Genomic DNA, 13,654 nt, shown 5'->3' with positions numbered 1-13,654 from the left:
ATGACGGATAAACACCAAACCGGATCGCATAAAGTAAGAGGGCACGACGCGCTATTATCAGGTGTCGGCCCTTTTCTTGACTCCGCTTCCGAACTCACTTTCACCCTGAACAAAGGAGAACAAATCTTATGTCCAAGAAAGGATTACTACGAGGCTATGTCATTGCCAACTGGCCCGTATATCTGTTCGCTGTACTACTGATTATTGCCTCCAATGTCGGTCAGGCGTCCTTGCCACGAATTCTGGGCAGCTTCACGGATCAGCTTATGCAAAACACGCTTCAGATGAATACGGTCATCCGGTACAGTCTTTCACTATTAGCTATAGCCATCGCTTATAATCTGTTATTCGGTACCGGCCAGTTCATGATCATGAAGCTTGGACGACGCTTCGAATTCATGACACGTGAGCGCATTTTCGGTAAATTCTCAGAGCTGAGCGAACACTATTTCTCCAAACAGGGGAATGGGAAACTGCTCAGTTACGTCATGAATGATGTCACCTCTGTACGTGAAGCCATCTCCAACGGTGTCACTATGATGACCAATGCAACATTTCTTTTATTATCCTGTATCGTGATGATGCTGCTTAGCGGAATCCCGATGAGACTTATTTTGATCAGTATTGTGCCTTTGCTGGCCATTCCCTTTCTGGTCGTTTTTTTCGGTCCGCGCATTCGCAAGCGCTCTCGTGATGTACAGGATGCTCTTGCAACCATGACGGAATCTGCAGAAGAACAGCTGGGTGGTATTCGTGTAACCAAAACATTTGCCATTGAAGACAGTGCCCGTGAGCGTTTTGGAACCACAGTCGATGCCATCAAAAGCAAACAGCTGCGGCTCGTTCGCCTTTCCTCTCTATTTCAAGCCCTGCTGCCGCTGCTGGGTGCCATTTCACTGGTTGTCTCCCTGCTTGTCGGCGGAATTTTGACGATGCATAACTCCATTACACTCGGAAGTTTTGTTGCATTAACGTTATATTTGCGAATCATCATGGGACCGCTTCAACAAATCGGGAATGTAATTAATACCATGCAGCGTTCCGGAGCATCCCTGGAGCGGGTCAATGATCTGCTAACGGAAGTACCTGATGTATGCGAGCTTCCTCAAGCGACAAGTCTTAAAGCCGTGAACGACATTACGATTGAGAATTTGTCCTTCTCCTACCCTGGCAGTTCATCCCCTGCGCTCAAAAACATCAGTCTGAGCATCCAGGCAGGACGAACCGTGGGCATTGTGGGCAAAACAGGTTCGGGTAAAAGCACCTTTGTGAAACTATTGCTGCGTACATATGAGCCACCTGAAGGCACAATTCGTATTAATGGCACCGACATTCGGCAGCTGTCCCTGGAAAGCCTACGGTCCCGTATTGCCTATGTACCCCAGGATGGCTTCCTGTTCAGTACAACCATTCGGGACAACATCGCTTTTAGCGACCGCGAGGTTCCGCTGGACACCGTCGAGCACAGTGCACGACAAGCGATGATATACGAGAATATTATCCGGTTCCCTGATCAGTTTGATACCCTGTTGGGTGAACGGGGGCTCACGTTATCTGGAGGTCAGCGTCAGCGGACCAGTCTGGCGAGAGGTTTAATCAAAAAAGCCCAAGTGCTCATTCTGGATGACAGCATGAGTGCTGTGGATGCCGTCACCGAAAGCGGCATTCTGCGCAGCCTGCGGGAGATCGGCAAAGGCAAAACAACGCTGATCATCTCCCACCGAATCAGTGCGGTCCGTCATGCCGACGAAATTATCGTGCTGGATGAAGGCCGAATCGCCGAACAGGGAACGCATGCAGGACTGATGGCCGCAAAAGGGTTATATGCTGCAACCTATCGTTTGCAGGAGGAGGGATTACATCATGACTGACCGTAACGCTGAAGTTCGTTCAAATGCGGGAGCACCAGCACCGTCAGGGCATGGGCCCGGTTCCGATGAAGGCGCAGACCAGAGTAAGCGCACTTCGTTCAAAGCGATGATGTCCTACGCCCAACCTCATAAATGGGCCTTTGCAGGTATCTTTCTCTGTTCACTGCTGGGTATTTCCGCCGATCTGCTGCAGCCTTATCTGGTGAAGATCGCGATTGATGATCATCTGGCAATTGGTCAGACCAGTGTAGGCTTTCTTATCCAGTTAGCAGCCATCTTTCTAGGGCTGGCTGTAATCAGCTTTATTTTCACCTATGTACAAAACAATCTGCTGCAACATGTCGGTCAGAACATCGTCTCTCGCATTCGTAAAGACCTGTTCAAACATATCTCCAAAATGTCGATGTCTTTCTTCGACCGCTTCCATATCGGCAGTCTGGTTACGAATGTATCCAGTGATACGGAGACGATCAGCAGTTTCTTCACCCAGGTGCTGCTTAGTCTCATCCGGGATGGCATGATGCTGGTGCTCATTATCGTTTTTATGTTCCAGCTCGATCCGGTACTCGCGGGGTACTCCCTCATCGTTTTACCTGTGATTGCTATTGTGGCCGTATTGTTCCGAAGTCGGCTGCGCAGAGCTTATCAGAATGCGCGCACTCGCCTCTCCCGTCTGATTGCGTTCACGGCAGAGAACCTGTCCGGCATGTTTTTGATTCAGGCCTTTCATCAGGAAGAAGAGCAGAAGAAAAGATTCACGGAACAGAACCACCTTCACCTAAAGGCCAATATTGCCCAGGCCCGATCCAATGTTATATTCAACCGTACATTTGATATCCTCGGCAATGCCGCGCTCGTCATGATGGTCTGGCTTGGAGGACGTGCTGTGCTGGGGGAATCGCTGCAGGTGGGTGTACTCTATGCATTTATCAGTTACATCCGTCAGTTCTTCCAGCCGATTAACCAGATTACCATGCAGTGGAACACATTCCAGTCAACAACCGTATCCATGGATCGGATCTGGAACATTCTGAGTACCCGTCCGGAAGTCGCTGACCCGAAACCCGGGATCGCCTCCACACTTGAACCACGGAATGTGATGGGGCAGATTGATTTTAATGATGTATCATTCGGCTATCGGGCAGACCGCCCCCTGATTCAACATATGAATCTGCATCTCTATCCGGGTGAAATGGTGGGCATTGTAGGAACTACAGGAGCTGGCAAAAGTACACTGATCTCCCTGCTCAATCGCTTTTACGATGTGAATCAGGGCAGTATTGAGATTGATGGAATAGACATTCGTCATTTCCCGCAGGCCAATCTCCACCGGATCGTTGGTCTGATCCAACAGGAACCGTTCCTCTTCTCGGGCTCCATCATTGACAATGTACGAATGTTCCGCGAGGATATTACAAGGGAGCAGGCTATTCAGGCCTGCCGATTCGTCGGAGCACATGCGATGATATCACGTTTGCCGCAAGGCTATGATACACGTCTTTCCGAACGCGGAAGCGGTCTGTCCGCTGGAGAGCGTCAATTAATATCGTTTGCCCGGATTGTGGTATTTCAGCCTCGAGTGCTTATCCTGGACGAAGCAACCGCGAATCTGGATTCGCATACCGAACAATTGGTACAACAGGCGCTGGAATCCGTCTCACAAGGAAGAACAACAATTGTTATTGCGCATCGTCTATCTACGGTCATGCATGCAGATCGGATTCTCGTTATGGAGAATGGTGAGATTGTCGAGGAAGGCTCACATCAGAAGCTGATTGCTGCTGAAGGGGTATATGCGGATCTATATACCCATGCGCGTGAAGCCGGTAATGATTCAGCTATCTCTGGATAGTGGAACTGAATCTGGACAAAGTGGGGTTAACTCCACTTAACATTAAACGTGCCGCTCTGCGATGCAGGCGGCATGTTTGGTATATTTTCTGGGAAATGATGATTAGGAGGTGTACGTGTGAAACCTGAATTATATCAATCTTCGGAGTCAGAGTCTAAGCTTCAGCATATTGGTTACCGCCGTTTCACGGCTATATGGAAAGGAGTGCTGTGTCTTCTCTTCTTGCTGTTATGTGTCACCTTGTTATGGATCATCTATGACGAGCATGCTGGGCAACTGGAGACATTGTATTATTCCATCGCAGCCATTCTTGGCATGTGGTTTATCGGACCTTTATTTTTTATGTTTCTGTCCCGGGCAACCGCGAGTTCTACCGTGCTATTATCTTGGAATGACGAAGGGTTAAACGCCCCTAAACGAACCATTCCCTGGAATGAGATTCGTAAAATTGAGCTTGGCTCTCCAGCCGTCAGCAAATGGATATTGTCTGCTTCTCCCATGATTGCCCTGTATTTGAAAGACGGCACACGGCGTCATATCCAGACCGATCATTTGCTTACCAAAAGAGAGCTCAGTCGAGCAATTGTCTTTCTGCAGGAGACGCTGCGCGAGAAACAACAGCACGACATTTGATACCCAGCTCCCATTATTCTGACTTTTCAATACCCACAGACAGGTTCATTCTGTAATTTCCATAAGGCAAAATGGCTTCCAGCAAACTGCCAAGCTGCTCCATGGTTCCTGTGCGTACACGCATCAGGTAGCATCCCTCTCCGCTGACACGGTGAACCTCCACAATGTCTTCACGTGCAGCCATAAATTTACGGAAGGCGGCGTGCCTGTCGCCGGAATTCAGAAAAATCGTTACAAATGCCTGCAGGCCCATGCCAAGGTGTTCCGGGTTCCATTTTACCGTATAGCCTTCAATTACACCCAAATCATGCAGCTTGCGTACTCTCGCACCTACGGCCTGTCCGGTCAGATGCACCTCTTCGCCGATCTCTTTGTGAGAGCGCTTGGCATCCCGGATCAGGCTTTTCAGTATACGTATATCGGTATCATCAATCGTTTCATTCATCTATTTTGCACTCCTTTCAACATGAAATTAAAGCGGTCTGTTTTCTTTCAGTGGATTATTTACGCCGCTAAACGGGTTGTATAACATATAGGATAATAACACTATTTCCCGAAGGAGTGCAGGTTCAATGAAAATTCAATTGATTCGTAATGCTACATTATGGTTGGAATATGGGGGACTGAATATACTCGTTGATCCGATGTTGATGGATAAAGAAGTGATGCCTGCTTTCCCAAACACGCCCAATGAATTACGCAATCCAAGAGTCTCCTTACCCGAGACGGAAACGGATTATCTGAACCCGGATCTGCTAATCGTTACACATACCCACCCTGATCATTGGGATGAAGCAGCAGCGAAGCAGCTCCGTAAGGATATACCTCTGCTATGCCAACCAGGAGATGAAGCCGTGTTCACAGAAGCCGGATTTACTAACGTTACTGCCGTGGATGACAAACATGAGTATCATTCCGTCCGTTTCGCCCGCACTTCAGGACATCATGGAACCGGGGAAATCGGCGAACGCATGGGCAAGGTGTCTGGCTTTGTATTGGAAGCTGACGAAGAACCTGTCTCCTATATCGCCGGGGATACTATCTGGTGTGAAGAGCCCGCCGAGGCCATCCGTCAATATCAGCCTGAGGTAATTGTGGTGAATGCCGGCGGTGCCCGCTTCCTGCAAGGAGATCCGATCACGATGGACGGACCTGACGTAGCAGCTGTGAAACGCCTTGCACCGAATGCGCATGTTATCGCTGTGCATATGGACGCCATTAACCATTGCATGATGTCCCGCGTGGACCTCGCGAGTTATCTGGCATCCGAACAATTGGATGGACAGGTACTCATCCCACGTGACGGAGAGAGCTTTGTGTTTGGGCCGAGTGCTGAATTGAAGTAAAATTCATTTACTGTTTGTTCAAATGTCTAACGAACCTGGGACGCTCTATATGGCGAGTTAGCGCAAGTTCGCCGTTCTAACGAATTGTAGACGCCTTATTCTCTCTTGCATCCCCTCTTTGGCGGCGAGATCGCAGGTTTATATCAAAATAGTAAGTCCTGAGTTCGTTAGATTTGCTGTACAGCACTAATCTGCAAAATAAGGTGTACACGATTCGTTAGAATCTGGGAACCATTTTAGGAATTCTCTTGTGACTCAAAATGGATTAAATGTAGGCCGCCTTTCAAAGAGGCTGGACAAAGTGCGTCACGAAAAAGAGCTGAATGCGCGAAAACTCGCATCCAGCCCTTTTTTTTAAAAATTTATGAATTACAGAAATACAGCGATGGCCCCTAGGAGTGCTCTGTAACCTTATAAGTGGCTCCAGTGTCTGTAATTTCGGAGTGCTATGTGCTCCGTTTGGGCTATCACTGTCCTGCAATTTCGGAGTGACTTGTCAATCCGGCTGTGCTGCGACTCCACTGTCTCCTGTATTGCCCGTCCAACCGAATGATTCTATTACTGAACTTTCAATCGGATCACGTTCCATGAAGCTTTGGCCAGGCTTGCCGTGATCACTGTATCCGATACCTCTGCACCACCACGATTATGAGGAGCGACGCGATTCGGCTGTGCAGCCGTATTGGCTGCTTTCAGATCATCACTTTCCAGTACAATATGCTCAATCAACTGACACTTCCCAAAGCTGCGCAAATCCACTTCAAGCGGAAGTGATTCTTCCAGATGACGGTTTACAGCGAAAACAGTTACTTCCCCCTGCTCTTCATTATGCACTGCAATGCCCTCCAGATAAGGAACATCCGTAATTTGTTTGGTGTCGTATTTTGGTGACTGAATCAACGGCACAAGCGCTGTTCCACGTCCAAACACGGAAGCGTGCATAAACGGATAGAAGATCGTCTGTCTCCATGCGGCGCCGCCATTGTCTGTCATAATTGGAGCGATAACGTTGACGAGCTGGGCCAGACACGCCATTTTGACACGGTCCGCATGTTTCAGCATGCTGATCAGCATACAGCCCACAAGCAGTGCATCCTCATGGTTGTAGACATCCTCCAGCTGCGGCGGAGCAATCTGCCATGGATCCAGCTTCCTGTCACTTTCATTGGAGTGGTACCAGACATTCCATTCATCAAAGGACAGGAACATGGTCTTTTTGCTGCGTTTTTTTGCTTTGATATAATCACACGTTGCTTTTACCGTCTCAATAAAACGATCCATCTCAAGGGAGCGCGCAAGGAAGGTTGGCGTATCCTGTTCAGCATTACCGTAATACTGATGGAGCGACAGATATTCAACATGATCATACGTGTGATCCAGCACCGTCGCTTCCCATTCCGGGAAGGAAGGCATGCCCAGGGATGAACTTCCGCAAGCAACCAGCTCAATGGTTGGATCGGTCCACTTCATCACTTTTGCCGCTTCAAGTGCAATCCGTCCATATTCTTCTGCTGTTTTGTGACCAATCTGCCACGGACCGTCCATTTCGTTGCCTAGACACCAGGTTTTGATGGCATGTGGCTCTTTGTATCCATGTTTAATACGCAAATCACTATAGTAAGAACCTTCAGGATGATTGCTGTACTCCACGATGTTACGGGCTGCGTCTACGCCCCGTGTTCCCAGATTGACAGCCATCATCACTTCCGAATTCGCTTGTTTGGACCAATCCACAAATTCGTTAAACCCGAATTCATTCGTCTCGATTGTTCTCCAGGCCAGTTCAAGTCTGCGTTTGCGTTCAGACACCGGTCCGACCGAATCCTCCCAATTGTAACCGGATACAAAGTTGCCGCCAGGATACCGTACAATCGGAACCTGCAGCTCCTTAACCATCTCCAGCACATCTCCACGGAAACCCGCTTCATTCGCTGTAGGATGACCCGGCTCATATATTCCACCGTAAACGGCACGTCCCAGATGTTCAATAAACGAACCGTATAATCGTTTATCAACTGCGCCAATTGTAAAATCCTTGTCTACCGTCATTTTTGCTTTTTCCATCGTGAAGTTCATCTCCCTAAGATTAATATAAAAATTAATTGATAATCTATGGATCAACGTTCATATTTATATTAAAATCGATTATGGCACCAATTTCAACATGAATTTTGCAAAATGTTATTCTTTTGACTGGATTTATGTTTAACTTAATTCTATAAAAATAATTGATATGAGTTAAACTCATATTCACACAGCGATTGGAAGGTTATGCTGTCAGCGTAGTGCCCTCGTGTGAATTACACTAGATCAACTCATATTAGCTGGAGGAACAGATGTGATCAGAGCAAATACCGATGCAGAATGGCTGCCCCTGTACGAGGCACTCGCGAGTGAAGTCCGTTTGCAGATTATCAGACTTGTTGCAGAGACCCCAATGAACGTAAAAGATATTGCCGCATCACTCGGTCTGAGCAGCGCAATTGTAACCATGCATGTTCGGAAACTTCAGGATGTGGGCATTATTCAGTCCAAAATGATTCGTAAGGATGGCGGCACGCACAAAATGAACAGCCTGGCTGTCGACTGGATTGGCATCTCCATGCCACAGGAAACAGGCGTTTCCCGCAAGCTTCACGAAGTAGCCATCCCCGTTGGACATTACACCCATTTTGATGTGTATCCGACATGTGGTCTGGCTACATCCACTCAAGTCATTGGACAGTATGATGACCCGCGCTATTTCCTTGATCCCGAGCGGATGCATGCCCATATTCTCTGGTTTGGACGCGGATTTGTGGAATACAAAATTCCAAACTATATCTTGTCAGGCCAACAGATCAGTGCCATTGAATTGTCACTTGAGATAGGTTCGGAAGCGCCCTCTGTCAACCCGAACTGGCCTTCGGATATTACCTTTATGCTCAACGGAATTCGGCTGGGTGAATGGACAAGCCCTGGAGATTCAGGAAATGGACGAGGAATGTTTACCCCGGAATGGTGGAGCGACAGTGTCAATCAATACGGCATGCTGAAAGTACTGCGAATTACCCATGAGGGCACATTTATTGATGGACAGCATATGTCCGAAATTACGCTTGCGGATATTCCCGTTGAACGAAACCAGTGGACATTGCGCCTCTCTGTGGAGGAAGATGCGCAGCATGTCGGCGGGTTGACGTTGTATGGTCAAGGATTCGGCAACTATGATCAGGATATTCTGTTCCGCCTGTACTATCAGGACTAATATCAACAAAAAGAACCTTCCATTCCCACGCATAAGCAGAGATGGAAGGTTCGATATGTGGTTATTGATTAACAGACATATTGGAACTTAAAGTGCACTGCCACCAAACAGGAAACGATACTCCCAATGTTTGCCGGAGATATCACTAATCGTTACACCGCCACCAGCGTTGGAATAGGTGTGCAGTATTTTGCCGTCACCCAGATAAATTCCCGTGTGGGTAATCTTAGCAGTAGATTTGTTCACACCAGAGTACGATGAAGCCGAGCTGCCTTTGTACGACATAAAGTACATCAGATCACCGCGCTTCAGATTTTTCCAATTGGTCTTAACGGTACCGTTGGCTTTCACATAAGCACCTTGTTTACGCGAATCGGATGGAAGCTTGATTCCAAGCGCATCAATAAAGGCCTGACGGACAAAGCTTGAACAGTCGAACGTAGCCGTACTGTTACGACTTGCGCCAAACTCATAAGGTGTCCCCCAATATTTCATACCAGCAGCTATGACTTTCTCCACAGAAGCATTGCCTGTAACTGACGTACTGCTGCCTGAACCAGACCCGCTAGTACTCCCACTTCCTGTTGTCGTGCTGCCTTTCACGGCTTGTGTATATTTTGAAGAAGAAGATATGTATCCTGTCCGGTTACCGGAGTCCTTAACTTTATACCAGCCTGATCCGGACTTTTGCAATACCGTAACCGACTCGCCTTTTGGCACCATACGAACAATGCTCGCCGAAGAAGATGGTGATGTACGCAAGTTTACTCCCCAGATGACTTTAACTTTTGAATTCACGACAGCGGCTGCCGATGCAGGTGTTGTGAATGCTCCTGTTGTCAGACTTCCCATCAGCATCGTTGCTGTTACACTTGCGGTAATGATCTTGCTCTTCCAGTTCATGATGTCGTGTTCCCCCTGATGTTACAGAATTTTAACCTGGCTTATACGCCAGGCTTGCCCCATTGTAAAACGGGCTGTCCATAACGATCATCAGTCCAAAGTCCTGTATTCATTCAGGCAGGCTTGAGCACTAAGAATCAGGGGAATGCCTCACACCAGTTGGCTAAAACTACCGCAAATCACTTCTTTTTCAAAAGTTAAATTATTGTAACTATTTGCTGTACTTCATTTTTTGCAGTATATAGCCCTAAGCCGCCAATCACTTGGGACATGCGTCATATGACCTACTTTTTAATGTTTAAATTCTATATTTGGTAAACATTACTATGGTTCATTTTCGATATAGCTGCTTACATGAAGAACATAAACGCATCAAAACATGCAAAAAGCCGGAGATCGCTCCCCGGCTAAACTTAGTCAGAACATGAATATGAATCTATTATTTAATTCCGATTATGGCTCAATCCCCCAAGCGCTAACCCCGCCAATATAAGCGGTCACTTTATTCCAGGCGCTGAAGACCGTTTTGGATTCATCGAAGGAATAATCATTGGTCTGATCAAAATTCGTCCAGTTATTCTTCGAGAAGCGACCCTGGATCACCCCTGTCTCTGCCCCGGCAGCCAAACTGCCTGCCCCGGATTTGAAACCAATCTCCAGATACGTATCCGCTGTACCTTTAGCCGAATCAACTGTTACAAAGTGCGCTTCAACGTTACCGCTGCCAATCTGGGCATAATCACACCAGAAACTCAGATCGGATGCACTATCCTTCGTAAAGTAATACCGCAGCTTCACCTGGCTCAGATCCACTGCTGTCGTGCCTGTGTTCTTGATATTGAACTGCGGGGTCACCGCATTGCCTGACGTCTCTGAACCGCCATTGCGGTATTGTACTTCGAGAGCACCTGTCGTTACAGGAGGTGCTGTTGGTGTCACTATTACGACATTGGACAAGGTCTGCCCGCTTGTATTCACTGCCACCACTCGGTAATTGTATGCGGTACCGTTCACTGCCGCAGCATCCGTATAAGTCAGTGTCGTCAAACCTGTAGCCAGATCGGCGTAGGCTCCGCCTGCAACCGAGCGTTGTACATTGTAACTTGCTGCTCCGGTGGATGCGGTCCATGTCAGCACAGCCTGATTATTGCCTGCCGTTCCCGTAAGGGTTAACACTCCTGGTATGGTTGTTCCCGCTTGTGGTGTTGCAGAGGTCTGAGCAGAAGGTGCGGATTCACCTGCCGTGTTCACTGCGGTCACCACATAATAGTACGTCTTGCCATTGATCAGCCCTGTATCCGTGAAAGTTGGACCGGTAACCCCCGTTGCTACGGAAGTATACGGGCCACCATTCACCTCTGCACGTTTTACGGTGTAAGAAGCGGCACCAGTGGTTGCCGTCCAGTTCAGAACAACCTGCTGGCTTCCTGCTGCAGCTGTCAAACCCGCCGGAGCTGCTGGCACTTGGACCACTGGGCCTCCTGCGTCACCAAGGAGACGATCATATTCCCCATATGCGGTAGCCATGTCCACCTGTGACCAGAAACGGTGATACGTAAAGGTTGGTGCGCCATTTTCCCATTTTTTCGTTTTTGGGTTGTAAGACGTTTTGTACAAATTATCGAGATAAGCCCATGCCGGATCTTGCTTTATGGCTGGACGCAGGTCAGAATAACCAATGTATACGCCATTACCACCCTTGGCCGGGTCAGAAGGTACGCCGGCTGTGCCCGGAATTGTGTTGCCCTGACCGAAGGTTCCCGTCCAGTTCGCCGGGATGTAAATTTCTTTGGCGAAGAAACGGAAGTAGTCTTTACGAACTTCTTCGGTCACGATCCCCACACCATCATTGTACTCCCATGCTGTGTTCAGCAGCTTTTCGGCCATATCTTTGGCTTCCTGTCCTTTGGCACTGAGTACGCCGCCTTCGGCTTGGGTCCCCGCAGCAAAGAACGTCAGGGTTTTGATATAGCTCCCCAGCACGCCTGTATCCTGAGCAGGATCTTTGGTTACCACATGGAAATTAGGATTGTTCGTAAAGGAACTGAACCCATTCCATGTGTCCGGTTGCCCCTGCCATTCCTGGCTGCCTGGAATCCAGAACTCGCCTGGTGCAGGCGTTGTCGCAACCTGTGCGTTGGTACCGCCAAGGATTCGTTGACCTGCCGCATTCAAATAATATCCTTGTGCATCCGTCACCGGACGCTCGTCGACGAACACATAATCCTTGGCCCAGTCGACCCACTTGGTAATGACTTTTTTGGCCATTTGGAAGTTCTCGGAGCTAAGGTCCCCGCTTTCGGCCAAAATGTAATACATCTCCGCCACCCGCTCCAGCGGCCATGCCTGGAATCCAAACCAGGTGTTGGAATCCGGGTCGCGATATACTGGCGCTTCTTGATAGGCCATGTCATAGAATGTACTTGTTCCTGCCGGATAAGCTGCATAGGAACCGCCTATACTGTTGGTTGCTCCCCCGCCGATAGCTCCTTCATGAGATTGTAGCCAAGTGTAGAATTCAAGCTGACGTTTCAGTGTAGCATTCCAGTCTGATTTGGCTGTTGCTGATTTGGGAATCAAGCCGCCAGCCGGATCAGACAAGGCATAGGCTGCCACCGGATTTTGATATGCCTGATGGGTATGACTCGCTCCAATTCGCCAAGCCCAATCCCCACCTTGACCCAAGCCACCGCCCCATGACGTATACCAAGCCATGAGATACATGTTGGAATCCTTGCCTGTACCTGGAGTTGGTGTGCCGGTCTTGGCACTTCCGATCTTTTGGAAGTATTTATCATACATGCCATAGCGCAGATAGTCCCCCATTTTCTTTGCCTTATCCAGATATTCCGTATTGTTGTATCCCATCTCCTTCGCCCAATACAGCACCTGTATAGCACGCGCATCGGCATCCGTTGCGTTTGTGTAACGCCATTGTGCTGACGGTGTCTGATTTTCTTTTGTGAACAAGCTCATGAAGCCTTCGTTTGCCTTCCCAAAGGATTTATCATCCTGGGATGGATGCGGGATGGCTTCCCACACAGACTCCTGCTCTCCACGCTGAAACGTGTTCACATAGGTAGCCGTATGCGATGGATTCAGCAAGTTGCCATATCCATACCAATCATCCACATCGACAAGCCAGTGCATGAGATAAGTCTGATTGTTACCATAAGTCGCCTTGAGTTCGGTATCAATCGGGTCTTTACCCGCTGCATATTGACCGTTAAGTAGCGATGGATATTGGTCAGGGAAAGGTTTCTCCGCTGCATAGGTAGCAGGGCTGTTCGGGTTGTATGAACTCATCGTAGGCTGCTCTTCCTTGCCGTCACCTTCGTTGACCGGGATAATGTATTTTTCCATACTGTCCCAAGCCGCTTCCAGTTGAGACCAATCTCCCGTGTAGTGACCATACATGGTTTCCAGCCAGAGCCAGTAGCTATATGCCTCGGATGTTGTCATGTGCCCATAATCCGGTGCCTCGCTCATCAGCGTTTCAATGGAATGATAGGGAAGTCCTTCTGGAGAAAAATAACCGTTCGCCGGATCTTTCAGCTGAGCATACAATTGCAAAAATCTCGCTTCGTTTATTCCATCCGCCTGAGCATCAACGGCCTGCTCTTCGGCATAAACCGTGTTGGGCCCTGCCCATAAACCGGTGTACCCGGTCAGCATAACGGTCCCTGCAAGCATGGCAGACAAACTTTTTTTGGCAGCTGATTTCAACATGTATATACCTCCCTGGAATGGTGAATTCATTTTGAATCACTCGGGTCTGCACATGCTGTTGATCTGTTGGCTT

At 48.4% G+C, this 13,654-nt stretch carries 9 protein-coding genes; 5 read left to right on the top strand and 4 right to left on the bottom strand.

Translation table 11 applies throughout. The features are described from left to right. Window positions 1-128 precede the first annotated feature (128 nt). The 3 genes from MHB49_RS06930 (at window position 129) to MHB49_RS06920 (ending at window position 4,356) form a co-directional block, all read left to right on the top strand. Window positions 129-1,871, top strand: coding sequence for an ABC transporter ATP-binding protein (locus tag MHB49_RS06930; RefSeq protein WP_405155570.1), 1,743 nt, complete (start codon window positions 129-131; stop codon window positions 1,869-1,871). Further along, on the top strand, window positions 1,864-3,723 hold the full coding sequence (locus MHB49_RS06925; RefSeq protein ID WP_405155569.1) for an ABC transporter ATP-binding protein: 1,860 nt from the start codon (window positions 1,864-1,866) through the stop codon (window positions 3,721-3,723). The genes MHB49_RS06930 and MHB49_RS06925 overlap by 8 nt, the downstream gene beginning before the upstream one ends. A gap of 117 nt (window positions 3,724-3,840) precedes the next feature. Next, window positions 3,841-4,356: a hypothetical protein gene (locus MHB49_RS06920; RefSeq protein WP_405155568.1), complete on the top strand. Its 516-nt coding sequence runs from the start codon at window positions 3,841-3,843 to the stop codon at window positions 4,354-4,356. A 13-nt stretch (window positions 4,357-4,369) separates the two neighbouring features. Here MHB49_RS06920 and MHB49_RS06915 read toward each other — a convergent pair whose 3' ends face one another. Next, a complete protein-coding gene (locus MHB49_RS06915; RefSeq protein WP_405155567.1) occupies window positions 4,370-4,801 on the bottom strand; it encodes an Lrp/AsnC family transcriptional regulator in 432 nt (143 codons plus the stop codon). 127 nt (window positions 4,802-4,928) lie between these two features. Between MHB49_RS06915 and MHB49_RS06910 the strand changes: the two genes are divergently transcribed. After that, window positions 4,929-5,702: an MBL fold metallo-hydrolase gene (locus MHB49_RS06910; RefSeq protein ID WP_405155566.1), complete on the top strand. Its 774-nt coding sequence runs from the start codon at window positions 4,929-4,931 to the stop codon at window positions 5,700-5,702. Between the two features lie 558 nt (window positions 5,703-6,260). Here MHB49_RS06910 and MHB49_RS06905 read toward each other — a convergent pair. Then, window positions 6,261-7,766, bottom strand: coding sequence for an alpha-N-arabinofuranosidase (locus MHB49_RS06905; RefSeq protein ID WP_405155565.1), 1,506 nt, complete (start codon window positions 7,764-7,766; stop codon window positions 6,261-6,263). A 274-nt stretch (window positions 7,767-8,040) separates the two neighbouring features. Between MHB49_RS06905 and MHB49_RS06900 the strand changes: the two genes are divergently transcribed. Beyond that, window positions 8,041-8,949, top strand: coding sequence for a transcriptional regulator (locus MHB49_RS06900; protein WP_247901154.1), 909 nt, complete (start codon window positions 8,041-8,043; stop codon window positions 8,947-8,949). Window positions 8,950-9,036: 87 nt separating this feature from the next. Here the strand turns inward: MHB49_RS06900 and MHB49_RS06895 are convergent, their stop codons facing one another. Then, window positions 9,037-9,852, bottom strand: a complete 816-nt coding sequence (locus MHB49_RS06895; RefSeq protein ID WP_247901153.1) for a C40 family peptidase — start codon at window positions 9,850-9,852, stop codon at window positions 9,037-9,039. Between the two features lie 453 nt (window positions 9,853-10,305). After that, entirely contained in the window at window positions 10,306-13,581 is a 3,276-nt protein-coding gene (locus tag MHB49_RS06890) for a glycoside hydrolase family 48 protein (protein ID WP_405155564.1), read from the bottom strand. Window positions 13,582-13,654: the final 73 nt, after the last annotated feature.

The sequence above is a fragment of the Paenibacillus sp. FSL K6-0108 genome (assembly GCF_045040695.1).
GTDB lineage: Bacteria > Bacillota > Bacilli > Paenibacillales > Paenibacillaceae > Paenibacillus > Paenibacillus pabuli_B.
The sequence above is the reverse complement of the archived record's forward strand: the minus strand, read 5'-3'. Positions and strand labels throughout refer to the sequence as shown.

Excerpts from the sequence above, each read along its gene's own strand:
- MHB49_RS06925 (WP_405155569.1), top strand. The coding sequence starts at position 1,864 with ATGACTGACCGTAACGCTGAAGTTCGTTCAAATGCGGGAGCACCAGCA.
- MHB49_RS06930 (WP_405155570.1), top strand. The coding sequence starts at position 129 with ATGTCCAAGAAAGGATTACTACGAGGCTATGTCATTGCCAACTGGCCC.
- MHB49_RS06895 (WP_247901153.1), bottom strand. The coding sequence starts at position 9,852 with ATGAACTGGAAGAGCAAGATCATTACCGCAAGTGTAACAGCAACGATG.
- MHB49_RS06890 (WP_405155564.1), bottom strand. The coding sequence starts at position 13,581 with ATGTTGAAATCAGCTGCCAAAAAAAGTTTGTCTGCCATGCTTGCAGGG.
- MHB49_RS06910 (WP_405155566.1), top strand. The coding sequence starts at position 4,929 with ATGAAAATTCAATTGATTCGTAATGCTACATTATGGTTGGAATATGGG.
- MHB49_RS06905 (WP_405155565.1), bottom strand. The coding sequence starts at position 7,766 with ATGGAAAAAGCAAAAATGACGGTAGACAAGGATTTTACAATTGGCGCA.
- MHB49_RS06915 (WP_405155567.1), bottom strand. The coding sequence starts at position 4,801 with ATGAATGAAACGATTGATGATACCGATATACGTATACTGAAAAGCCTG.